Annotated in this window: 18 protein-coding genes; 10 read left to right on the top strand and 8 right to left on the bottom strand. The window is 59.2% G+C overall.

From position 1 onward, the window contains the following. The first annotated feature begins 25 nt into the window (after positions 1–25). The 3 genes from B5G42_RS08010 to B5G42_RS08000 all read left to right on the top strand — a co-directional run bounded on the left by B5G42_RS08010 (position 26) and on the right by B5G42_RS08000 (position 4473). A complete protein-coding gene (locus B5G42_RS08010) occupies positions 26–2566 on the top strand; it encodes an RNA polymerase sigma factor (RefSeq protein WP_140399824.1) in 2541 nt (846 codons plus the stop codon). Between the two features lie 121 nt (positions 2567–2687). Next, positions 2688–3194, top strand: a complete 507-nt coding sequence (locus B5G42_RS08005) for an RNA polymerase sigma factor (RefSeq protein WP_158100253.1) — start codon at positions 2688–2690, stop codon at positions 3192–3194. A gap of 31 nt (positions 3195–3225) precedes the next feature. After that, positions 3226–4473: a WG repeat-containing protein gene (locus B5G42_RS08000; protein WP_087268816.1), complete on the top strand. Its 1248-nt coding sequence runs from the start codon at positions 3226–3228 to the stop codon at positions 4471–4473. Between the two features lie 198 nt (positions 4474–4671). Here the strand turns inward: B5G42_RS08000 and B5G42_RS07995 are convergent, their stop codons facing one another. Then, on the bottom strand, positions 4672–5715 hold the full coding sequence (locus B5G42_RS07995) for a LacI family DNA-binding transcriptional regulator (protein ID WP_087268813.1): 1044 nt from the start codon (positions 5713–5715) through the stop codon (positions 4672–4674). 373 nt (positions 5716–6088) lie between these two features. Between B5G42_RS07995 and B5G42_RS07990 the strand changes: the two genes are divergently transcribed. The 7 genes from B5G42_RS07990 to B5G42_RS07960 all read left to right on the top strand — a co-directional run bounded on the left by B5G42_RS07990 (position 6089) and on the right by B5G42_RS07960 (position 15351). Beyond that, positions 6089–7465 (top strand): ABC transporter substrate-binding protein, encoded by a 1377-nt coding sequence (locus tag B5G42_RS07990; protein ID WP_087268811.1) that lies wholly within the window; start codon positions 6089–6091, stop codon positions 7463–7465. 12 nt (positions 7466–7477) lie between these two features. Next, positions 7478–8350, top strand: a complete 873-nt coding sequence (locus tag B5G42_RS07985) for a carbohydrate ABC transporter permease (RefSeq protein ID WP_087188255.1) — start codon at positions 7478–7480, stop codon at positions 8348–8350. Further along, a complete protein-coding gene (locus B5G42_RS07980) occupies positions 8350–9210 on the top strand; it encodes a carbohydrate ABC transporter permease (RefSeq protein ID WP_087188254.1) in 861 nt (286 codons plus the stop codon). The genes B5G42_RS07985 and B5G42_RS07980 overlap by 1 nt, the downstream gene beginning before the upstream one ends. Positions 9211–9322: 112 nt before the next feature. Further along, positions 9323–10663 carry a glycoside hydrolase family 32 protein gene (locus B5G42_RS07975; protein WP_087268808.1) on the top strand — a complete coding sequence of 447 codons (1341 nt, stop codon included), beginning with the start codon at positions 9323–9325 and terminating at the stop codon, positions 10661–10663. A gap of 34 nt (positions 10664–10697) precedes the next feature. Beyond that, positions 10698–11654 carry a carbohydrate kinase family protein gene (locus tag B5G42_RS07970; RefSeq protein ID WP_242955378.1) on the top strand — a complete coding sequence of 319 codons (957 nt, stop codon included), beginning with the start codon at positions 10698–10700 and terminating at the stop codon, positions 11652–11654. Beyond that, a complete protein-coding gene (locus tag B5G42_RS07965) occupies positions 11644–13647 on the top strand; it encodes an alpha-amylase family protein (protein WP_087268804.1) in 2004 nt (667 codons plus the stop codon). Before B5G42_RS07970 ends, B5G42_RS07965 begins: the two co-directional genes overlap by 11 nt. 6 nt (positions 13648–13653) lie before the next feature. Further along, a complete protein-coding gene (locus B5G42_RS07960) occupies positions 13654–15351 on the top strand; it encodes a glycoside hydrolase family 13 protein (protein ID WP_087268801.1) in 1698 nt (565 codons plus the stop codon). Between the two features lie 45 nt (positions 15352–15396). Here the strand turns inward: B5G42_RS07960 and B5G42_RS07955 are convergent, their stop codons facing one another. From B5G42_RS07955 to B5G42_RS07925, 7 genes are all read right to left on the bottom strand, one after another. Then, complete coding sequence (locus tag B5G42_RS07955; protein WP_087268798.1) at positions 15397–17577, bottom strand: alpha-galactosidase; 2181 nt, start codon at positions 17575–17577, stop codon at positions 15397–15399. Positions 17578–17795: 218 nt separating this feature from the next. Next, on the bottom strand, positions 17796–19085 hold the full coding sequence (gene guaA, locus B5G42_RS07950) for a glutamine-hydrolyzing GMP synthase (protein ID WP_087268795.1): 1290 nt from the start codon (positions 19083–19085) through the stop codon (positions 17796–17798). 81 nt (positions 19086–19166) lie between these two features. Then, the gene (locus B5G42_RS07945) at positions 19167–19619 is read right to left on the bottom strand and encodes a helix-turn-helix domain-containing protein (RefSeq protein ID WP_242961168.1); all 453 of its coding nucleotides are present in this window, start codon (positions 19617–19619) and stop codon (positions 19167–19169) included. A 78-nt stretch (positions 19620–19697) separates the two neighbouring features. Beyond that, positions 19698–20729, bottom strand: coding sequence for an ABC transporter permease (locus B5G42_RS07940; protein ID WP_087188535.1), 1032 nt, complete (start codon positions 20727–20729; stop codon positions 19698–19700). Beyond that, the gene (locus tag B5G42_RS07935; protein ID WP_087268789.1) at positions 20726–22027 is read right to left on the bottom strand and encodes an ABC transporter permease; all 1302 of its coding nucleotides are present in this window, start codon (positions 22025–22027) and stop codon (positions 20726–20728) included. Before B5G42_RS07935 ends, B5G42_RS07940 begins: the two co-directional genes overlap by 4 nt. Continuing rightward, a complete protein-coding gene (locus B5G42_RS07930) occupies positions 22024–23565 on the bottom strand; it encodes an ABC transporter ATP-binding protein (protein ID WP_087268786.1) in 1542 nt (513 codons plus the stop codon). The genes B5G42_RS07935 and B5G42_RS07930 overlap by 4 nt, the downstream gene beginning before the upstream one ends. 166 nt (positions 23566–23731) lie before the next feature. Next, on the bottom strand, positions 23732–24967 hold the full coding sequence (locus tag B5G42_RS07925) for a BMP family lipoprotein (RefSeq protein WP_087268783.1): 1236 nt from the start codon (positions 24965–24967) through the stop codon (positions 23732–23734). Positions 24968–24976: the final 9 nt, after the last annotated feature.

Here is a 24976-nt window from a genome sequence, read left to right as displayed (position 1 = left end):
TCTCAGGAAAAGGGGCGATGTGTTCATGGAGCAGGATCGGAAGCTGCTGGTCCTTCTGGACCGGGATCCGGAACAGGGCATGGCGGACTTGATCGAAGGGTACAGCGGCCTGCTTTGGTCGGTGTGCCGCACCTATCTTCAAAGTGCCGAAGATATCAAGGAGTGTGTCAACGAGACCTTCTCCGAATTCTACTTACAGAGGGACCGCTTTGATCCCAGCAAGGGCACCCTGAAAGGATACCTGGCCGTCATCGCCCGGCGGTGTGCCATCCGCCGGTACCAGGAAAATTGCCGTTGGGAGCGTACCTCCTCCCCACAGCCGGAGGAAGCAACGGACCCCTTCGCCCATATAGAACAGCAGGATGAACTGGAGCGGGCCCTGTCGGCGCTGGACCCGGTAGACCAACAGATCATCCGCCTGAAATATTACGGCGGACTGACGGCCCGTGAGATCGCCGCCTCCCTGGGCCTGCCCTATGAGACGGTGAAAAAGCGGCAGCAGCGCAGTCTGAAAAAGCTGCTGCGGGCGCTGTACCTGGGTCTGCTGGTGGCCCTCATCCTGGCCGCGCTGGCTGCCTGCGCCTACATGATCCTGCGCCACTTCGGCTTCGTGTCCGGCTACGGCGTGGACTCCGATCCTCAGGCCGGCACCTACATTCTGGAGCAAAGCGCTGTTATTCAGGGTAAGCTGTACGAGATCCATCTGGAGGACGCCTATTGGCAGAACGGCTCCTTTCTGGCCGATCTGAGCCTGTACGGCCAAACCAGTCCCTACCTCACGCCTCTGGATATCTCTCTCAGCGGCCTGGATAACCTCCAGCCCATCTCCATCAGCCAGAACGGGCTGGACGTTCTCGGAGCTTACTCCCTGCGGCTGATCTATGAGGGAGATCTGCCGCAGTCCTCCGCCTCCTCCCTGGAGCTGATTCTGACCCTGGATGGTACCGACCTGCCCATCACCCTGGTGGCCGCGGAGGAAACTGCCCTGGAGCAGGCCGGATTCTACTCGGTGACTGAGGCCGACGGCGGCCTGCTGGCGGTGCCCCGGCTTGAAAATGGGGAGCTGGTGGTCTCCATCCACCCGCTGAACACCGGCCCATTCAAGACCTCTCCCTCCCTGACCAAAGGGATCTGGAGCCACTACGGAGGACCTCAGCTGCCCATCACCGTCACCGCGCCGGACGGCACCGTACTGGAGGGCGAGCCCACCTCCTATTCTCCCTTCAATGGCGATACCTATCTGGACTGGTATTTCGGCCCTGCTGAGCCGGGGGATTATGTGCTCAACGTCCCCTATGTCTATCAATATCCAGCCGCCGGTACAGACTCCCCCACGGTACAGCTGTCCCTCTCCGCTTCTGACGGAGCACCGGTCTCCCTCTCCCTGCCCGGCGGCACGCTGACCCTGGATCGCCCCTTCCCCATTGACGACGTCACCGCCTACTGTAGCACCATTTCCCACTCCTATGACGAGGCTGGCTACACCTGGTGGGCTACGGAGGCCGCCTGGGAGGGAGAGGACCCGGAGCGTGTCCCGGCAGCCATTCCGGTATTGGAGGACGGGGCCGGCACTGTGATACTGAACAATACGACCTACCACAATGTGGAGGCCGGTCTATGGACAGAGCCGGTCTATGATTCGGACGGGCAATATACCCAGTTCCGAGGCTATGTGGTAGGCACACTGAACGGGCTGGATCAGGCCACCCTCTCTCTGCCTGCGGAAAAACTCTGTTACCGCTGGAACCACCCCTTCACCATTTCCATGACGGTACAGCCGGAACCGGAGCGGCCTTCCTACACCGGCACATCGGGAAACTACAGCCTTACCGCCACGCCACGCCGGACCGACGGCGCAGTGATTCTTAATTTGTCCCCCGCCTCTTCCGACAAATATATGATTTCCACCAGCACGCTGACCCGCAGCCCATTGACTGCTCTGGGCGCCACGGACGCGCCCATTACCCTGACGGCCGCCGACGGCACCGTATATGAGGGAGAATGTCAGCCCGGACGGCAGAACGACGCCAGTGACTGGAACTTTGGAGACATCCCCGCCGGGGATTACACCCTCCATGTCCCCTACCTCTACCTGACGGCGCCGGAAAGCTGGCATATGGCCATTCCCCTGCCCCAGCAGCAGGGTCAGGTTCTGCCTGTGGGACCGGTCTATACCTGCTTCTCAGGCCGGATCGAGCTGACATCCATCACCGGAATAGGGTCTGATCCGGCAATTCTGGAGCAGTTTGCCGCCGCCGTCATCACTTACCCCTCCGGCGGGATTAACCAGCCCCAGGAGGCCCCTCTGGTGTCCCGGCTGGACCTCTCCCTCCACTCCGGCATGGAGGACTATACCCTGGTAGATGTGGGTCTTCAGCTCTTTTTGACCGACGAGGCCTACTTTTCCGGCGCCTGCGAGCGACAATATGTCTTTGAGGAGGGTGAACCCCGGCTGACCAGCCTGCTGCTGCGCCACGCACCCGGCCTCTATGCCACAGATCTTACCTTTACCGATCCTGTCTTACGCTGGAACCACCCCTTCGATATCCCCGTCACCATTCCATAACATCTCTGTCAGATCCGCCTCCTCTCCCATTGGAAGGAGGCGGATTTTTTCCCAATCTTTTGTCCAGCTGTCCCCTTTTTCCCTTTTGCCTGCAATTAGTATGTGGAAGGGAGGGACACACTTGGACGATCGACAGCTGCTGGAACTGTTGGATGCTGATCCCACTGCAGGTATGGACCTGCTGTGGAAGCGCTACGGGGAGCCGGTTCGCTTTGCCGCCGCTCAAAAGCTGGATTGCGACGAGGATATTCATATTTGCGTGCAGGATACCTTTTCTGACTTTTATCTGCAAAGAAAGCAGTTCGATCCGGAAAAAGGAAGTCTGCGAGCCTATCTGACGGCCATCTCCGAGCGCAAAGCCATTCGGCGCTGGAGGCAAAATCAGCAGCAATGGCTGGCAGCACAGTCGGCAGACCCACCTGATGATCCCATCGCAGTCTGGGAACAACAGGAGCACTTCCGTCAGGCGCTGGCCCGGCTCCCCGAACTGGACCGTGAGATCTTGCAGCTGAAATACTTTGAAGGACACACCATCAGAGAAATTGCCATCCGCTTGAATATCGACTACGAGCGGGTCAAAAAACGGGCCCAGCGAGCCCTGAAAAAGCTGCCCCAATTTCTCGAATAAGCCACCCTATCTGAAAAGGAGATCTGACACTATGAAGCGCACAACCGGAAAAATTTTTGCACTGACAGCGCTGAGCAGCCTGCTTCTGCTGGCCTCCGCCTGCGGACAGTCCTCCGGCCAGTCCCCCTCCGGCTCCGCCGGTGGATCGGAGCCGGCCGGCGGCAACGCCTCCTACACCGACACCTACGATCCCGACGCCCTGTTCCAGTACGGCATGACCCCCGCCAAGGACAGCGAGACAGGAAAATACGGCTACAAAAATCCCCAGGGGACATGGGTAATCGAGCCTCAGTATACCTTTGCCCGTGATTTCCAAGTCAACGGCACCGCCTTTGTCCGCACCGGCAGCAACAGCGACGAGTTCCGCCTTATTGACCGGGAAGGCAACTTCGTCTCGGACTATATCTTCATGCGCTTTTTTGACGATCTGGCCTTCTCCGCCAACGGCATCGCCGTGGGAACGGTATGTGAGGCCGACGGCACCAAACTGGGCACCGGCTACTTCTACCTGGAGGACGGGGAGATTGTCTTTGAACCCCGGGAGGAAGAGAGCTTCACCGCCTTTTCCGACGATGGCTACGCTGTGGTGGACAACAAGGCCGTCATCAACGATCAGTTTGAGTATGTCATTGAACCCCAGGAGGACTACTATCTGGTCCAGGTATCCAATGGCATGGTGAGTTTTGATTTCAAGAACACCCCGAAGGGGTACTCTGAGTACGGCTACATGGATGTGGAAGGCAATATCGTCATCCGGGGCCTGAGCTCCCGGGGCGGTCCCTTCGCCGACAACGGCATCGCGGTGGCGGAAAACCAGCTCATCGACAAGAGCGGCAACGTGGTCTTTGATATAGCCGACAGCCACTATTCCACCATCACCAGCAACTTCAACAACACCGACTGGGTGGAGGTCTCCTCCCACCTCTCCAGCCGGGGCGGTACCGACTTCAACTTCATCAATACCAAGGGCGAGACCTTCTTCCCCACCGACGCCTACGAGCACTCCCACATGGACGGCTCCCTGGCCATCAAGAACGGGGTCTATGTGGGTCCGGCGCCCGTCCTCAAGGATGATCAGGGCAACATCACCGGCATTGGCGGCACTGAGGACTACGCCACTGTTGCTGTCAATGAGGATATGGAGATCCTGTATGTCCCCTATGACAAGGGTATTCAGGATGTGAGCGCCTATTATTCCGACGGCTATGCCAAGGCGGAAACCCAGGATGAGCAACGTGTGATCGTCGATCTGGAAGGCAATATCGTCATGGAATATTGACGCTGTGCCCCGGAGCTGTCTCCCCGCTGCTGCAAATGTCAGACAGTCCCTCTTCGTCTGCTGCTTCCATTCCTTTCCCTTCATTCAGCGGAACATTTTGACTGTCTCTTGCCGCTCCGGAAGTCCCGGCCAGAACGTGCGATAAAAAACCGGCGGACTGCTGTAACAGCAGTCCGCCGGTTTTTTATCGTTCAGCCCTCAAATCACATCCACGCCTCCGGCAGTGGCCCGCCGGAACAGGACAGGAGGGACAATTTTATGGACGGGGGCCGACTCCGCCAGCGTCTTTCCCTGTTTGAGGACCTTGATCTGATCCACCAACAGCTGGACCGCCTCATGGGCCAGCCGGTCCACCTGCTGCCCAACTGTACTGAGCGGAATAATGGCCTCTCTGGACGTGGGCGAGTTATCAAACCCAACGATGCAATACTCCTTGGGCAGATAACCATACCGCCGGATAATCAGGTTCAGCAGGGTGTTGGCCGTAGTATCGTTGGCCATAAACACACCGATTTTCTTGCGGGCATATTTCTTGTCCCATTCCCTCAAAATATCCTGCAGGATGGCCTGGTCCTCCTCATAGGACCGGTCCAGCTCCCGCAGAATCACCTCATGAGCCAGACCGTTGGTCTGGCAATAATCCTCAAACCCCCGGATGCGCCCGTAGGCAGGGATGCGGGGATCTGTAGGGGAGTTGATATGGATCAGAATATCACACTGCTGCTCCTCCAGCAGGGCAGCCGCCTGCCGTCCTCCCGCCTCATTGTCGGTATTCACGCTGCACACGAACTGGTCCTCCCGCTCGATGGCCACCACCGGGATCTGAAACTGGGCCAACTCCTGGGAGGAGAGGGTATGGCTCAGTACAATCATGCCCTCGATCTGATAGGAGAGCAGCTCTTTGATGTACCGGCGCTCGCTCTCCTTATTATTGTTGCCGATAAACACCAGGAATTTATAGCCAAAGGTCTCGTAAGTGGCCAGAATCTGGTTGAGCACCTCTGAATAAAAGCGGTGGTAAAACTCGGGGACGATGACGCCGATGAATTCCGTCTTTCCCATGGCCAGAATGCGGGCTACCCGGTTCTCATGGTAATCCAGCTTCTCCAGTGCATCGGAAATGATCTGCTGGCTTTTCTCCGTCAAAGAATCCGGGTCGTTAAAATATCTGGATATGGTTGTCTTGGAAAAATTGGTATATCTGGCAATGTCGTCAAAGGTCACTCTTTTTTTCTCTTCCATATCAAGCCCTTCAATCTGCCGAGGTCATGTACCAATCTGCTTTGGCGCAGACAGAACACACGGCTGGTAAAACCTTGAAGATAAATGCGCGATTTCTTCTCGGAATTGATTGAGTTTTATTATAGCAAAGAGAAGAAATGGATGCAATCCCTTGGTCTCGGGGAAGCTGGGTGTAATTGTGCATAATTTCAAGCACTGGAAATGAGGCGGATTTTACAAAAATATTTCCAGCGGGGGAAAAGCATTGACGGAAGCTTATCGTAAGGAGTAATATTATTTAAAAATAACCGGTTCCATTACCGGTTACACAACCTGTTTTTATATGCTTTCGTCACCAAATCAAAGAAAAAAAGAGGAAACAGGAGGAGAGACAATGAAGAAACACGCATTGACCAAATTCATTGCGTTGGGTCTTTCGGCTTCCCTGATGGCTGGAATGCTGTCGGGATGCCGGTTCGGCTTTGCCAGCGATCCGGACGACCCTAACGCGGTGGAATCGGTGGAGCCCATCGATATGTCGGTGGACACCTTTGAGTACGACCCGTCCCTGAGCGGCACCAACATCACCCTGCTCAACTCCAAGGCCGAGATCCAGACCGCTCTGGTGGAAATGGCAGCGGCCTTCGAGGAAAAGTCCGGTGTACACGTGGAAGTCATGCCCGTCACTGACGGCGACTCCCCCTATACCAAAGTAGTCAGCCTGTACAACTCTGGTAATCCCCCCACGCTGTCCATTTTGGACACCACTGACGTCATCGCCCTGGCTGAGGAAAAGGCGGCTGACCTGTCCGACCAGCCCTGGATCGCCGAGGCAGAGGGCTATACCACTGAAATCAACGGCAAAGTGTACAGCTTCCCGCTCTGTATTGAGGGCCGCGGCATCATCTACCACAAGGAAGTCATCGAGGAAACCCTGGGCGAGCCCTTTGATCCCACTACCATCCGGACCCAGGACGACTTTGTGGCCCTGCTGGACCGGCTGGTGGAAGCCGGCATGGAGCACCCCATCTCCCTGGCTATGGAGGACTGGTCCCTGGGCGCCCATCACCTGCAGTACATCTATGAGACCTACGACGGCACCTCTGACGGCGCCGCGGAGTGTATCAACCTCATCAAGGACGGTCAGCTGGATCTGACCACCTATGACCGTATGTCCCAGTTCCTGGATATGTTTGATATCCTGAAGAAGTACAATGTGGCCTATCGTGACCCTCTGGGCGCCGACTATGACGAGATGGCCATCGACCTGGCCGACGGCAAGACTGCTTTCTGGTTCAACGGCAACTGGGCCTGGCCCAACCTGGCCGAGGCCGACGCCGAGGAGGACGATGAGTACGGCTTCCTGCCCTACTTCATGAACAATGACCCCGACGATTTCGTGAACCAGCAGATCCAGGCCTCTCCCTCCAAGCAGGTCATGCTGGACGGGGTCGTGGCCACGGAGCAGGAGCAGGCTGCGGCTAAGGAGTTTTTGAACTGGATCGTGTTCAGCGAGATCGGCCAGCAGATGCTGGTCAAGACCTGCAAGATCATCCCCCCCTTCCAGAACAACCCCTATGAGCCTTCTGATCCCCTGAGCCGGGACATCTACAGCCGGGTGCATGAGGGTACCGCCTTCAACGCGTCCGCCATTGTTCCCAACGACCACTGGTCCGTTCTGGGCGCGGCCATGCAGAAGTATCTGGCCGACAGAAGCGACCGGGCGGAGCTGATCGATTCCATGGTGGCCTACTGGGACGAGCAGCAATAAGGAGGAGCTAGGATGAAAAGAAAAAGCGGAGGAAAAGATTTCTGCGGATTTGCCCTGCCCGGCCTGTTCTGTTTCGCGGCAGTGGTAATCATCCCCTTTATCTACGGTATTTATCTGACCCTGACCGACTGGAACGGCGTCTCCGATACAAAGAACTTCATCGGCGGAGCCAACTTCCTCAGTGTACTTAAGGACAGCCAATTCTGGTCCTCCCTGCTGCTGACCTTCAAATATGTGGTGGTCGTGGTAGTGGTGGTCAACATTCTGGCCTTTGCCATCGCCTACCTGCTGACCCGCGGCTTTAAGGGTCAGAACTTCTTCCGGGCCGGCTTCTTTACTCCCAACCTGATCGGCGGCCTGGTGCTGGGCTATATTTGGCAGTTCGTATTCTCCCGTGTGTTCGTGGGCATCGGCGAGGCCACCGGCTGGGAGCTCTTCGGTGCCTCCTGGCTGTCTGACCCCACCCTGGCCTTTGTGGCTCTGGTGTTCGTCTCCGTATGGCAACTGTCCGGTTACATGATCCTCATCTATGTGGCCGGCTTTATGGGCCTGAACAAGGACGTGATGGAGGCCGCCAGCATCGACGGCGCTACCGGCTGGACCAAGCTGCGTCACATCATCCTGCCCCTGATGATGTCCTCCATCACCATCTGCCTGTTCCTGACTCTGTCCCGTGCCTTCATGGTGTACGATGTGAACCTGTCCCTGACTGCCGGCGCTCCCTACGGCACCACCGAGATGGCCGCCATGCACGTCTACGAAAAGGCCTTTACCTCCCGTCAGTTCGGCGTGGGCCAGGCTGAGGCCCTGATCCTGTTTGTGATCGTGGCTATCATCAGCGGCATTCAGGTGTACCTGACCAAGAAACGTGAGGTGGATGCATAATGAATAATTCGACCATCGGCGGCACCAAGCGCAAGGTAGCCAATGCGCTGGCCATGACCGGCATGATCATTATCTTCATCGCCTATATGTTCCCCTTCATCATGGTGGTCATCAACTCCCTGAAGGAAAAGCGGGATATCATCACCGATCCCTTCTCCTGGCTGTTTACCATCAAGGGTCTGTCCTTCGACAACTTCGTGAAGGCCTTTACCCAGATGGACTTCCTCAACGCGTTTAAAAACTCCCTGATCGTGACGGTGTCGGCCACCGTGCTGGTCACTCTGCTGTCCTCCATGCTGGCTTACTACATTGTCCGCCGCAACAACATCATCTCCAAGATTGCCTTTGCTCTGATGGTGGCCTCCATGATCATCCCCTTCCAGGCCATCATGATTCCCCTGGTGAGCATCTACGGCGGCACCCTCAACGTGCTCAACCACCGCATCACCCTGATCTTCATGCACACCGGCTTCTCCATGGCCATGTCGGTGTTCATGTTCCACGGCTTTATCAAGGGCAATATCCCCATCGCCCTGGAGGAAGCAGCCTACATTGACGGCTGCACCCACCGTCAGACCTTCTTCAAGATCGTCTTCCCCTTGCTCAAGCCCATCATCGCCACCATGGTGATCCTCAACTCCCTGGCTTTCTGGAACGACTACCTGCTGCCCTCCCTGGTGCTGACCGACAAGGAGCTGCTCACCCTGCCCCTGTCCACCTACAGCTTCTACGGTACCTATTCCGCCGACTACGGCACCATTATGGCGGGTCTGCTGCTGTGCGTCATCCCCATCCTCATCCTCTATGTGATTCTCCAGAAGCAGATCATCGGCGGCGTTGTTTCCGGCGCAGTCAAATAATGAACCAATCGAATTCTACCACAAGGGTCTCTTGCCCTTGTGGTAGAATTTCGGTTATACTGCTTTCAGCATTGCCCCGACAGGCAACAGGGAAAGGAGACAAGGCACACCCATGCGGAAAGACACCCTGCATTTGAAAGCGCCGGGAAACTGGATCAACGATCCCAACGGCTTTATCTATTATCGAGGTGAGTACCACCTTTTTTACCAACACTTCCCCTACGCCCCCCGGTGGGGTACCATGCACTGGGGCCATGCGGTGAGCCGCGACCTGGTCCATTGGGAGCACCTGGGGGTAGCCCTCTATCCCACCAAGAGCTACGATCAGAACGGCGTTTTTTCGGGCAGTGCTCTGGAACGGGACGGAAAGCTGTATCTGTACTACTCCGCCGTGCACTACCTCCAGCAGAACGAGGAGGATATCCACATTCCCCCCAACGACGCATTTGTGACCAGCCAGGCCATGGTGATTTCCGACGACGGCCGGACCTTTGACAACATGGGAGCCAAGCGCCAGATCATCCCGGTACTGACCGACGAATCCATCGGTGACCCCAAGGACACCAGGGACCCCAAGGTGTGGGAAAAGGATGGGCTCTATTACATGATTCTGGGCAGCACCTTCCGCAAGGAACAGGGCAAGGCTCTCTTTTACCGCAGCCGGGACGCTCTGCACTGGGACTATGTGAACCAGTACTCCTCCCCGGAGTTCCGCACCATGCTGGAGTGCCCCGATCTGGTCCGGCTGGGGGAGGAATTTGTGCTCCTGGGCTCCCCCATGGGCGTCACCGAACCGGGGATCGAGTACGCCCACCACGCCATGTGGGGCCTGGCGGACTTTGACCACCAGACCTGCACCCTCGCCCTCAAGGGGCCGATGCAGTTTGTAGATTATGGTCTGGATCTCTATGCCCCCCAGACCGCTGTGGATCAGGAGGGCCGTCGGGTGCTCATCGCCTGGATGCGGATGCCCCAGGCGGCAGAGGACCCTGGGGACGGCCGGGGCCCCTGGAACGGTATGATGAGCCTGCCCCGGGTACTGGAGCTGCGGCAGGGCAAGCTTTGCTTTGTCCCCCATCCCAATGTAGAAGGGCTTTTCCGTCCTGTGGACGGCAGCTGGGACCAGGCGGTGCGGAATCGTCCCTTCCGCCTGAAAACCACCCTCCGGGCCGGGGAGGCCCTGGACGCGTGCGGCTACCGGATTGCGCTGGAGGACGGCCGGATCGTCACCGACCGCAGCCAGGTATTCCCCCATCTGCCCAACTATCGGACCACCGCCCAGACTCCGGCGCTGGGCGAGGATTGCTGCCAGCTGGATATATTTGTAGACGACCATCTGATCGAGATATTTGTGGACGGCGGCCGTTATGTGGTCAGCCATGTGGTATACGGCCTGAAGGACCGGCTGGAAGGTCCGGTGGAGCAGCTGCTTACCCTCAGGGAGGACGGCTGAGGACCTATTTCAAGGAGAAAGGGAAGGATTGTCCATGATGGATATTACCGCCATTGGCGAAGTATTGATCGACCTGACCCAGACTGGGGTCAATGAGCAAAAGGTACCGCTGTTTGCCGCCAATCCCGGTGGCGCACCTGCCAACGTAGCAGTGGCTGCCGCCCGGCTGGGGGCCAATACCGCGTTTATCGGAAAGGTGGGCCAGGACGGATTCGGCGCCTACCTGACCCGGGTACTGACTGAGAACCAGGTAGACGTGTCTGGCCTGCGGACCGACGATGCTGCCACCACCATGGCTGTGGTGGCCGTGTCCGACACCGGCGAGCGCTCCTTCCGCTTTGTGCGGGGGGCAGACTGCAACCTGAAGCCGGAAGAGGTGGACACTGGGCTGATCGCCAGAAGCAAAGTGCTCCACTTTGGCTCGGTGAGCCTGACCGCCGGTCCCGCCCGGGAGACCACCCTCTTTGCCGCACAGAGAGCCCGGGAGGCCGGTGTGCTGGTAAGCTATGATCCCAACTACAGAGACGCCCTGTGGAGCAGCCAGGAAGAGGCGGTAGCGTGGATGAAGAAGCCCCTGCCCCTGGTGGACGTGCTCAAGCTGTCCGACGAGGAGCTGCCCCTCATCACCGGCACCGACGCCCCCGAAGAGGGAACCCATCGGCTGGAGGCCGAGGGCATCCGTCTGATCCTTGTGACCCTGGGCGACAAGGGCGCCTTTTACCGCTGGCAGGGCAAGACCGGCTTGGTGCCCGGCGTAGCCACCACTGTGGCCGATACCAACGGCGCCGGGGACACCTTCCTGGGCGCAGTGCTCAGCCGTCTGGTACGCCGGGGCGAAAAGCCCCTGGAGGGCCTGACTACCCCGGAACTGGAAGCCATCCTTGCCTTTGCCAACCGGGCGGCCTCCAAGACCTGCTCCCGCAGCGGAGCCATTCCCGCCATGCCCACCATGGCGGAGCTGGAGGAAGGAGACAACGCCCATGAAGCGTAAGCAGACCAAGGAATCCGCCCCGACCACCGCCGGACAGACCGACCGGCTGATCCAGCAGGCGGCGGAGGCAACCGCCTCCAAGGAGACCAAAAGCAAAAAGAAAACCAAGGCGGCAGCGCCCCTGACCCCCGCCCAGGTGGGGATTGGGGAGGATTCCTCCGTCTTTGAGCACCGCCTGGCCCGGCACTACGACGAATTGAAGTGGCTCTACTGCGAGCTGTACCACGGCGACCTGGGCGCCTTTGACTACTTTACCCAGATGCTCCGCCGGAGCTGGGAGGACCGCAAGGCCGACCTGCGGGTCCAGGACGCCCGGCGGGAAGCCGATCCCAACTGGTACCGCCGCCGTGAGCTGCTGGGCATGATGCTCTACACCAACGCCTTTGCCGGCACCCTCAATGGGGTGGCTGAGAAGCTGCCCTATCTGAAGGAGTGCGGGGTCAACTATCTCCATCTGATGCCCCTGCTGGAGAGCCCCAAGGGCCGCAGCGACGGCGGCTACGCCGTCTCCAACTTCCGGAAGGTGCAGCCCGAGCTGGGCACCATGGCCGACCTGGAGCACCTGGCGGATTCCTGCCGGAAGGACGGCATCAGCCTCTGTCTGGATTTCGTCATGAATCACACCAGCGAGGACCACGAGTGGGCCAAAAAGGCCCGGGCCGGCGAGCCTGGCTATCGGGAGCGCTATTTCTTCTATGACAGCTGGGATATCCCCCGGGAATTCGAAAAGACAGTGCCCCAGGTCTTCCCCACTACCGCCCCCGGCAGCTTTACCTGGCTGGACGACTGCAAGCAGGTGGTTATGACCAACTTCTACCCCTACCAGTGGGACCTGAACTACGCCAACCCCATGGTATTTAACGACATGACCGAGAACCTGCTCTACCTGGCCAACCGTGGTATCGACGTGATTCGGCTGGACGCGGTGCCCTATATCTGGAAGGAGCTGGGCACCGACTGCCGCAACCTGCCCCAGGTCCACACCCTGGTGCGGATGATGCGTATGGTGTGCGAGATCGTCTGCCCCAGTGTACTGCTGCTGGGCGAGGTGGTGATGGAGCCGGCCAAGGTGGCCCCCTACTTCGGCTCCACCGACAAGCCGGAATGCCATATGCTCTACAACGTGACCACCATGGCCACCACCTGGCACACCCTGGCCACTGCCGACGTGTCCCTGCTGCGCCACCAGGTGGACGCGGTGTGCGCCCTGCCCCGGGACTTTCTCTTCCTCAACTACCTGCGCTGCCACGACGACATCGGCTGGGGCCTGGACTACCCCTGGCTGAAGGAGCACTTCGGCACCGACGAGGTTGCCCACAAGAAGTATCTCAATGATTTCTTTACCGGTAAGCTGCCCGGCAGCAACAGCCGGGGCGAGCTCTACAACGACGATCCCCGGCTGGGCGACGCCCGGCTGTGCGGCACCACCGCCTCCCTGTGCGGAGTGGAGGCCGCCGACTATGAGCGTGACCCCTTCAAGCTGGAGCGGGCAATCTCCTGCGACCTGATGCTCCACGCCTGGATGCTCACCCAGAGCGGTATCCCCGTGCTGTACAGCGGGGACGAGGTGGGGCAGCTCAACGACTACTCCTACCACCACGACGGCGAGAAGTGGGACGACAGCCGCTACATCCACCGGGGCGACTTCCAGTGGGACCTGGCCAAGATGCGCCACGATCCCACCACCCGCCAGGGCAAGCAGTTCATCGGCCTGCGCCGGCTGGAGGAGCTGCGGGCAGCAGAGCCCGCCTTCGACGCCCGGGCGGAGATGTGGACCTTTGATACCGGGGACAGCCGTGTGCTTGGCATCGGCCGGTGGTACCAGGGACGCAAGCTCATCGCCTTCTTCAATTTCAGCCAGGAATTTGTCACCGTCTCCAACGCTGACCAGGGTCCCTTTGAGGAGCTGATCTACGGCGGGACCTTTGATGATCTCAGGCAGGTAAAGCTCTACCCCTACGGCTTTGCCTGGTACCTGCACACGGAGGAGTGATTGGTCATGAACAAAGCATGGTGGAAAGAGAGCGTTATCTATCAGATCTATCCCCGCAGCTTCTGTGACTCCAACGGCGACGGCATTGGCGATCTGCGCGGCATCACCAGCAAACTGGACTACATCAAGGAGCTGGGCGCCAATGTGATCTGGCTCTCCCCCGTCTACCGCTCTCCCAACGACGACAATGGCTACGACATCAGCGACTATCAGGCCATTATGGAGGAGTTCGGCACCATGGCCGACTTTGACCGCCTGCTGGCCGAGGCCCACGCCCGGGGAATCAAGATCGTTATGGATCTGGTGGTCAACCACACCTCTGACGAGCACGCCTGGTTTGTGGAGAGCCGCCAATCCCGTGACAACGCCAAGCGGGACTTCTACATCTGGCGGGAGGGCAAGGCGGGTAAAGAGCCCAACAACTGGGGCTCCGCCTTCTCCGGCTCCGCCTGGACCTATGATGACGCCACCGATATGTACTACCTCCACTGCTTTTCCCCCAAGCAGCCCGACCTGAACTGGGACAATCCAGCGGTGCGTAACGCCGTCTTTGACATGATGACCTGGTGGTGCGACAAGGGCATCGACGGTTTCCGCATGGACGTGATCTCCATGATCTCCAAGCGGGAGGGTCTGCCCGATATGCCCACCGGCGGCGCCCCCTATGCCTCCTGCAATCTGGGCTGCTGCAACGGCCCCCACGTCCACGAGTATTTGCAGGAGATGCGCCGGAAGGTACTCTCCAAGTATGACCTGCTCACCGTGGGTGAGTGCGCCGGTGTAACCATCGACCAGGCCAAGCAGTACGCCAACGCCCAGGGCACCGAGCTGAACATGGTATTCCAGTTCGAGCACGTGGACCTGGACGGCGGCGACGCGGTCACCGGCAAATGGAGTACCCGAAAGATCGATCTGGTAGCCCTCAAGAAGCTGCTGTCCCGGTGGCAGAACGAGCTGGAGGACGTGGCCTGGAACAGCCTCTACTTCTGCAATCACGATCAGCCCCGCATCGTCTCCCGGCTGGGAGACGACTCCCCCCGGTATCGGGAACTGTCGGCCAAGTGCATCGCCACCTGCCTCCACCTGATGCAGGGCACCCCCTACGTCTATCAGGGGGAGGAGCTGGGCATGACCAACGTGCCCTTCGGGCCCATTGAGAACTACCGGGACCTGGAGTCCATCAATGCCTACCATGATCTCACCGCCCGGGGCGTCTTCCAGCCGGAGGAGCTGCTGGAGGCCATCGCCTACAAGAGCCGGGACAACGCCCGCACCCCCTTCCAGTGGGACGACTCCCCCAACGCCGGCTTTACCACCGGCGAGCCCTGGATCATGGTCAATCCCAACTACCGAGAGATCAATGCCAAGGAACAGCTGGATCGGGCGGACTCTGTGTTCCACTATTACCAGAAGCTCATTGCCTTGCGCCGCAATTCCCCGGACAACGAGCTCATCGTGTACGGCAGCTACCAGCTGATCCTGCCGGACCATCCCCAGCTGTTTGCCTACCTGCGCACCCTGGAGGGCAAGACCCTGCTCACCGTATGCAACCTGTCCGGCCAGCCGGCAGCCTTCGCCCTGCCGGAGGAGCTTGCAGGCCGGAAGAGCCGTCTGCTTGTCGCCAACTGGGCGGAGGCCCCCGCCGCCGTTCCCGGAACGCTGGAGTTCCAGCCCTGGCAGGCTGCCGCCTGGGTTCTGGAGTAACATATAAAAAGAGGATCTGCTGCATAATGCAGCAGATCCTCTTTTTTACACCTGTTCGATCTGATACTGTACCGCCTGGCACTCGTCCAGGAACGGGAGGGCCAACCCGGCATACATCAGCTCGTCGCCTCCGTACACCTTGCCATCCACCAGATAATCCTTGTTCGGGTCCAGTCCCTTCATACGCAGCAGGGGCCGCACCGGATTGGCATGGCGCTGGGTCTGAACCACACTGACCACGGCCCGCTCCTGATCGGGAGAGACGTGCATCCAGGCGCAGAAGCACTCATGCTGGAAGGGGTCGGTGAGGCGGTAATAGTCCCCCCGCATCACCACATCCCAGTAGGACCGGAAGGCGTCGATCTGGACCGCCACCTCCTCCAGTTCCTCCTGAGACAGCTCATTCAGGTCCAGCTCATAGCCGAAGGTACCGGCAGCGGCCACCACGCCCCGGGTATGGAGGGGAGTGGACCGGTGGGTCAGGCCGTTGGGTACAGCGGACACATGGGCACCCATGGTACAGCAGGGGTAGCAGTAGGAGGTACCGTACTGGATACGCAGCCGGTCCATGGCGTCAGTGTTGTCGGAGCACCAGATCTGGGGGGTATAGTAGAGCATCCCGCAGTCGAACCGGCCGCCACCGCCGGAGCAACCCTCAATGAGCAGATTGGGGAACTCCTGATGGAGGGCCTCCAGGATCTCATATACGCCCAGCACAAAGCGGTGGTACACCTCGCCCTGGCGCTCAGCGGGCAGACCAGCGCTCCACACATCGGTGAGGCTGCGGTTCATGTCCCACTTGACATAGGAGATGTCAGCGCTCTTGAGCATGGTCTGCAGATTGTCCAGAATATACTGCCGCACCTCGGCACGGGTGAGGTCCAGCACCAGCTGGTACCGGCCCCGGGTGACAGGACGGCCGGGGGCCTGGAAGGCCCAGTCAGGGTGGGCCCTATAGAGGTCGGAATTCTCATTGACCATCTCCGGCTCCACCCAGATGCCGAACTTCATACCAAGGCCCTTGATGCGCTCTGCCAGAGGTGCCAGTCCGCCGGGCAGCTTCTCCTGGTTGACGTTCCAGTCCCCCAGTCCGCCAAAATCGTCGTTGCGCTGGCCGAACCAGCCATCGTCCATCACCATCATTTCCACGCCTACCTTGCTGGCAGCCTGGGCAATGGAATAGATCTTGTCGGCGTCAAAATCGAAGAGGGTGGCCTCCCAGTTGTTGATGAGGATGGGACGGCGGGCATCCTTCCAGGGACCCCGGCACAGATTGAGGCGGATGGCCCGGTGGAACAGGCGGCTCATATGACCCAGGCCCTGCCGGGTGAACACCATAGCGGCCTCCGGCGCGGTGAAGGTCTCGCCGGGCGCCAGCTGCCAGCAGAAGTGGAACGGATGGATCCCCATGGTCATCCGGGTCTCATGGAACTGGGTGTGCTCCACCGAGGCCAGGAAGTTGCCGGAGTACACCAGGGCCATGGCCCAGCAGCGGCCAGTATCCTCGGTGGTATCCGGATCGCACAGTACCAGGAAGGGGTTCTGCTGGTGGCTGGAGGCGCCCCGGATGCTGCCGGCGGTGTGTACCCCCTGGGTGAGGGCAGCCCGTACCGGCTCCCGCTCCCGGGCGTAGGCGCCGCCCAGAATAATGAAATCGTGATTGCCTACGGGGAAATCCAGGCAGGCGGAGGACACCCGGGTCAGTCGGATAGGGGCGGCCCCGTTATTGCGCACCCGGACGGCCCGGGTGATCATATCGTACTCCTCCAGAACGCCATACAGCAGCTCCACCGTCAGGCCGCTGCACTTGTCCTGGAGCTCCACGGTCAGCGTCTGGGCGGTCACACCCTCACCGTAGAAGGCGGGCAAACCCTCCAGCGCATACTTGCCCTCGGCAACCGTGTGGTTGATGTAGCGCAGGTCCACAATGTGGCTGCCATCCGCCAGGTCGGCCTCCAGGGCAGGCTGCCGGAAGTCACCCACACCGCTGGAAGAATACTCCTGGGGCTGAGTATCCAGCGACCAAGTGCGATCCATCCCTACCTCGTCCGGGTTGGGAGAGAAGCCCCGGTCCTCGGGGCAAATCAGCCGGGAAAGATCTCCCTTTCGCAGTTTCTCACCATAATAGGTGTGAAGCAGCACGCCGGTGGCGTCGATCTTCATCTGATAGCTGGTGCTGCGGGTGTGCAGCGTGATGGTACGGCGTTGAGGATCATATTGAATCATACGGTTTCATCCTTTAACAGAAAGAGTAGAGCATGGCAAAAATCAGGGAAACAGCGGTCCCCATATCGCCCCTGCTTAACGGACCATATTATATCACATTGCAGGCTGCGTTTCATCTGCTTTGTCGGATTCTTCTGCCAGATTTCCACTTTACCTCCATATCGCATTATAAAAGCCGGCAAAGCATTGCGACGCAATGCTTTGCCGGCTTTGTTGGCTCATTCCCACTCGATGGTCCCGGTCGGCTTCGGCGTCAGATCGTAGAGCACCCGGTTGACGCCCGGTACCTCATGGGTGATCCGGTGGGTGATGTGCTGCAGCAGGGCAAAAGGCACATCCTCCACCGTGGCGGTCATAGCATCCACCGTATTCACCGCACGGATGATAACCGGCCACTCGTCAGCCCGCTTGCCATCCCGGACGCCCACGCTCTTGATATCGGGAATGGCAGTGAAGTACTGCCACACCTTGCCCTCCAGACCGTTTTTGGCGAACTCCTCCCGCAGGATAGCGTCAGACTCCCGCACCGCCTCCAGACGATCCCGGGTGATGGCGCCCAGGCACCGCACCCCAAGGCCGGGGCCGGGGAAGGGCTGGCGGTAGACCATGTTGTCGGGCAGGCCCAGGGCCTTGCCGCAGGCACGCACCTCGTCCTTGAAGAGCATCTTCAGAGGCTCTACCAGCTCAAAGTCCAGGTCCTCCGGCAGGCCGCCCACGTTGTGGTGGCTCTTCACCGCCTTCACCGTCTTGGTACCCGACTCAATGATATCGGGATAGATGGTGCCCTGGCCCAGGAAGGAGATGCCCTCCAGCTTCCGGGCCTCTTCCTCAAACACCCGGATAAACTCACCGCCGATGATCTTACGCTTCTGCTCCGGGTCAGCTACCCCGGCCAGCTTGTCCAGGAACCGGTCCACAGCATCCACATAGATCAGATTGGCATCCATCTCATGGCGGAACACCTGGATCACCTGCTCCGGCTCGCCCTTGCGGAGCAAGCCGTGGTTGACATGAACGCAAGTGAGCTGCTTGCCGATGGCCTTGATAAGCAGGGCGGCCACCACCGAGGAGTCTACACCGCCGGACAAGGCCAGCAAAACCTTCTTATCTCCCACCTGCCGGCGGATCAGCTCGATTTGGTCGGCAATAAAGTTGTCCATATTCCAGTTTGCCTCGGCACCGCACACACCGAAGACGAAGTTGGACAGGGCCTGTTTCCGGGCCTCGTCATCCTCAGGCCAGGGGGCATCCCCCTTGTGGTCGACCATCAATACCGGCAGCTCACAGTTATAAATCTCCTTGGAAATGTCAATCTCCACGCCGTCCACCACCCGGTTGGGACCGCCGTTGAGAATGATGCCCTTCACGTTGGGCAAAGCTTGAACCTCTGCCAGGGTAATGTCATGGGGATGAATCTCACTGTAAACACCCAGCGCCCGAACCTCTCGGGCAATTTTGGCGTTCTCCTTGCTGCCAAGGTCCAGGATCAGAATCATGTCCTGCTTCATTGCAGTACCTCCCTGTTCTATGCGCGGCCGGCGGCGGCGCTTTTTGACATTATATCACATTCTCCAGCCTGTGGAAACCTGTCAGCGGCGTTTTGCCAGCTCCTTCCACACCGCCTGGGCAATGACCTCCTGTCCCTCCGGAGAGCGAAGAACCTCCAGCACCATGGCCTTGAACTGGTCCTTGGCCTGCTTGGTGGAGAAGAGGGCATCCAACATAGTGGCTCCCCCGCCGCTGGATGCCGGCTCCACCTTGGGCCGCTTGACCGCCGCGGGGCGATATACCGGCTCCTCCTCCGCGGCGGTCAGGCCGCCGCTCATCCAGTCCTCCTGGCGAGTACGATCCCCGCTCTCCCCCCGCAGGTAGAACAGCGACACGCCAAAATAGGCCGCCATCTTCTCCTGCTGGTCTTTAGTTGGGGTAGCACGGCCAGTCTCAAACTTTTCAATGGCGTTTTTGGGAAAACCCAAGGCTGACGCCAGGGCAGGGCGGGACAGGCCCGCCTCGTCCCGCAGGGCCTCGATCCGTTGTGCCATCGTAACCATGTTTTATCTCTCCTTTTTCCAATATGCAAAACGAAAGGGGCCGAATGGCCCCTTTCGTCTGTGTGTGATTTACCGCTGTCCCTTGTCGTAGGGAATACCCTCTGCCTTGGGCGCTCTGGACTTCTTGGAAGTAAAGGCCAGTACGATCAGGGTGATCAGGTAGGGCAGCATCCGGTACAAATGGGGGCTGACACCGATCTCCGCCAGCATAAACACACCGTCACCGTTGATATCGATGCTGGTGTAAGAGGCGGCGATACATTTGAACAAGCCGAACAGCAGGGCTGCACCGGCGATGTTCAGGGGCTTCCAGTTACCGAAGATCATAACCGCCAGGGCCAGGAAGCCGAAGCCTGCCACCTCGCCGGTGGAGGCGCAGTTGGCGGTGGTAAGGGCGTAGACAAAGCCGCCCATACCGGCCAGGGCACCGGAGATGGTGGTACCAGCATAGCGCATCTTGTACACATTGATGCCCAGAGAGTCGGCAGCCTGGGGATTTTCACCGCAGGAGCGCAGCCGCAGACCAAAGCGGGTCTTGTAGAGCAGAATGGACAGGATGACAAACAGGATGATGCAGATATAAGTGGCCAGATAGGTCTTATCAATGAAGGTGGAGCCGAAGAAGCCCATCTCCTCGCTGCGTCCGTATCCAAAGAAGCTCTTTTTGATCATGAAGTAGCTGGCCGCGTCGCCCTCCGCCATCTGCAGGGTGTTCTGGTTGGCCACGATGCGGATGAAGAAGAGCACCAGGGCGGGAGCCAGCAGGTTCAGAGCGGTACCGCCGATGGTCTGGTCTGCCTTCAGATTCACAGATGCGAAGGAGAGCAGCAGGGAGAAAATGGCGCCCAGCACCGCGGCAACTACCATAGCCAGGATCATAAAGCCCTGGAGGGCTACCCAGTCACCGGCAGCCTTGGCATCTACATAGAAGCCAGCCTGCTGCATCAGCCGCACAAACAGTACGCCAGCAAAGGCACCGAAGATCATAATACCTTCAAGGGCCAGGTTGATGATACCACTGCGCTCGGCGAATACGCCGGCCAGTGCCACGATCATCAGAGGCACGGCATAGATCAAAGTCTGCTGAATGAGGAACGTCATGCTTCACCGCCTCCTTCCTCCACAGCGGCGCTGTCCGGGGGCGTATCCGGCGGCGTGCCCGGCGGTGTATCCGCCGGAAGCGGCTCTGTGGTTGCGGCCACCGTCTGCACCTTGGCATTCTTACGCTTCTTATGGCCGCTGATGAGCATCCGGATCACCAGAGAGAAAGCGCTGAGGTAGACGATGATGGCAATGATTACATCGGTGATATACTCGTTGTAGGCGGTCAGGTTGGTCAGCTGCAGGCCCACGATATCCAGCATGGACATGAAGCAGCCGGCAAAAATCACGCCGATGGGATGGCTGGCCGCCAGCAGGGCCACGGGGATACCGTTAAAGCCAATGGCAGGCAGGGACTGATAGGCCGAAGTCCAGTAGAACTCGGTGTTGCCGGACAGGTAGTACAGGGAGGCAGCAGCACCAGACAAAGCGCCGGCAATGGCCATAGACAGCACGATATTGCGCTTGTCCGCAATACCTGCATACCGGGCGGCATGGCGGTTGGCGCCACAGGCCTTCAGCTGATAGCCCAGGGTGGTCTTGGTCATCAGGATAAAGATCAGGATGGCAATGATGATCGCCACCACAATGCCGCCGTTGACCTGGGAGCCAGGGAAGATCTTGTCCAGCCCCAACTTGGCCGTCTGCACACCGTTGAACGAAGTCTTATAGATATAGGCCGTCTTGGTGTTCTCCACATGGTTCTGGAGGTTGGCAAACAGGCTGCCGTTGTCAAACAGCCAGGTTACCAGGTTGGCGGCGATCCAGTTGGTCATGATACAGGCCAGCACCTCATTGATGTTGAGGAAGGCCTTGACCAGGCCGGGGATACAACCCCAGATGGCGCCAGCCAGGCATCCGCCCACAAAAGCGATCACCCACACCAGGGGAGCAGGCACCACGCTGGTGGGGATAGATAGGGCCAGGATCAAAGTGGCCGCCGTACCCATCAGATACTGACCGGGTGCACCGATGTTGAACAGGCCGGTCTTGAAGGCCACTGCCACCGAGAGACCGGTGAGGATCAGAGGCGTAGCCCGGAAGAGCATATTGCCCATGTTGGTGGAGTTAAATCCGAACGTAAGGGCACCAGCCGCGCTGCGTCCGGTGCTGAACAGGCCGCCGAATACCAGCTGAACGCCCTCCAGCGCACCCTTAATCCCCAAGCTGGGGTTGAAGATACCGACGATCAGGATGATGATGGCGCCCACTGCCAGGCCGATGAGGATGGCGATCAGCGAAGCCAGCACCGATTTGGTACCCTCTTTTTGTAGTAAGGTGGAACCTCTCTCTTTCACGCGCCTTTCCCCTCCTTCTCTGTCCGCTTGGCGCCGGCCATATAGAGGCCCAGCTCCTGGACGGTGATGATCTTCGGGTCAAGCTCACCCACGATCTCACCCTCGTACATAACCAGGATGCGGTCGGAAAGACTCATAACCTCGTCCAGCTCCAGGGAGACCAACAACACAGCACGGCCCTTGTCCCGCTCAGCCACCAGCTGCTTGTGGATATACTCGATGGCGCCCACGTCCAGGCCGCGGGTGGGCTGCACCGCAATCAGCAGGGGCTTGTCCCGATCCACTTCCCGGGCAATGATGGCCTTCTGCTGGTTACCGCCCGACATAGACCGTGCAATGGTCACCGGTCCCTGGCCGGAACGCACGTCATATTGCTCGATCAGGGCCTCGGCATACTTGCGTACCTCGCCTCTCTTGATAAATCCCAGGTGCTGGAATCTGGGCTCCCGGAATCGCTGAAGTACCATGTTCTGCTCCAGGGTAAAGTCCAGAACCAGGCCGTGCTTATGTCGGTCCTCAGGAATGTGGCTCATGTTCTCCCCGCGCTGATGAATGGAGCAGTGACTGATTTCCTTTCCGCACAGCTGGATGGAACCGCCGCTGCACTTCTCCAAACCGGCAAGGCCGTATACCAGTTCGCTCTGGCCGTTGCCGTCGATGCCCGCAATACATACGATTTCACCCTTGCGGACCTGGAAAGATACGTCATTGACCGCATTGCGCTTATGGGTATGAGAGGGCACCGTCATCCCCTCGACAGAAAGCACCACCTCGCCGGGCGTGGCAGGCGTCTTTTCCACCTGAAGCTGAACCGGCCGGCCCACCATCATATTGGACAGGGACTGCTTGTCGGTGTCTTTGGTATTCACCGTGCCCACATACTTGCCCTTGCGCAGTACGGTGACCCGATCGGCCACCGCCATGATCTCGTTCAGCTTGTGGGAGATGAAGAGGATGCTCTTCCCCTCCTTGGCAAACTCACGCATGGTGGCCATCAGCTCGTCGATCTCCTGGGGAGTCAGCACGGCGGTAGGCTCGTCAAAAATGAGGATCTCATTGTCCCGGTAGAGCATTTTCAGAATCTCTACCCGCTGCTGCATACCGACCGTGATATCCTCCACCTTGGCGTCCAGATCCACGCTCAGGCCGTATTTCTTGGAGATCTCCTCCACCTTTTTCCGGGCCTCTTTCTTCTGCAGGAAGCCCAGTTTGGTGGTCTCCGCCCCCAGAATGATATTGTCCAGCACCGTAAATACGTCGATCAGCTTGAAGTGCTGGTGCACCATGCCGATGCCCAACGCCGTAGCGTCGTTGGGGTTATTGATCTTTACTTTCTCGCCATTTTTGCGGATCTCGCCTGCCTCCGGCTGATACAGGCCGAAAAGCACGCTCATCAGAGTCGATTTTCCCGCGCCGTTTTCGCCCAGCAGCGCATGGATCTCTCCTCTGCGCAGCTGGAGGGTGATGTCGTCGTTGGCGATGATACCAGGAAATTCCTTGGTAATGTGGAGCATCTCAATGATGTTCTCAGTCTCCATAATCCTTATCCCGCCCTCCTCCGTGAGTTGGTTGTTTTTATTATACAATATCGGTAGGAGAAACTCAAGAAATTTGTTCTATTCTCCAATTTCTGAGTCTCCTTCTGCGGAAAAAGAAAGAGCGCCCTGCGGAATTCCGCAGGGCGCCCTCCGGATGGACTGATAATCAGATGACGTTCAGAGTCAGGTTGCTCCACTCGGTGGACTCCAGCTTCTCATAGTCGGCGTCCACAACCAGAGAGCCGTCCAGCATCTGCTGATACAGAGCCTCGTACTCCTCAACGGTGAAGGTCTCGAACCGCCAGGAGCTGTCAGCGGTGGGCAGAGCCACAGAGTTGTTCTCCACGCCCAGAGAAGTGGCAACGCCGCCGATCTCGCTGAAGGTGCCGTCATAGACGTGGCCCACGGCCCACTGCACAGCGTCGGACAGGCCCTTCATGGCGGAGGTAACAACGTAATCAGACTCGCCGGACTGATCCACGTCCACGCCGATGACGTACTTGTCATTAGCGGAGGCGGCAGCGGCGATGGACTGGAACATGGAGCCGCCGCAGGCAAAGACAATCTCAGTACCGTTGGCATACCAGCCGCTGATCATGGTCTGCAGCTCGGTGGAGCCGGAGAAGGTAGCGCCGTACTGCCAGGAGTAGTTCATCTCAACAGTGGTGCCCAGTTCCTTGGCGGCGTCATTGGCGCCCTGGACATAGCCGTAGCCGAAACGGCAACAGGCAGGGTTGGTGCCGCCGCCGCCGCCGGAGAAGCCCAGCTTGGTGAAGCCGTCCTTCACAGCGGCGTAGCCGGCCAGGTAACCAGCCTGCTCTTCCTTAAAGGCAATAGCGGCCACGTTGGTCAGGATGGGGCTGTCGGGATTCTCGGGATCCTCGGTCAGAGGATAGCCGTCGATGAACACGAAGGGAACTTCGGGGAAGTCAATGGCGGCCTTGCGCAGGGCGGCCTCCTGCAGGAAGCCGGCGCACACGACCACTTCGGCGCCGCCGTCCACGGCAGCCTTCATGGCGTCGTAGCGGTCATCGTCGGTAGCCTCGTTGGCGTTGGCGGGCTGATAGTACTTGTAGGACAGGCCGTTGGCGGCGGCATACAGCTTCACGCCGTCGAAGGTGCCCTGGTTGAAGGACTTGTCCTTCAGCTGGCCCACGTCGGTGACGAAGGCCACCTGGAACTTGCCGTCCTCAGAGGTCATGGTGTCGGAAATGGAGTCGGGATCGGTGGCAGCCTCGCCGCCGGGGGTCTCGCTGTTGCCGGGGGTAGTCTCCACGTTGCCGGGAGTCTCACTGTTGCCGCTGGGGGTCTCGGTGGTACCGCCACCACCGCCACAGGCTGCCAGGCCCACGATCATCGCAAGAGAGAGCAGCAGCGCAAGGAGCTTCTTAGACTTCTTCAATGTGATCTA

It is taken from the genome of Flavonifractor sp. An91 (assembly GCF_002159225.1).
Classification (GTDB): Bacteria; Bacillota; Clostridia; order Oscillospirales; family Oscillospiraceae; genus Flavonifractor; species Flavonifractor avicola.
The sequence above is the reverse complement of the archived record's forward strand: the minus strand, read 5'-3'. Positions and strand labels throughout refer to the sequence as shown.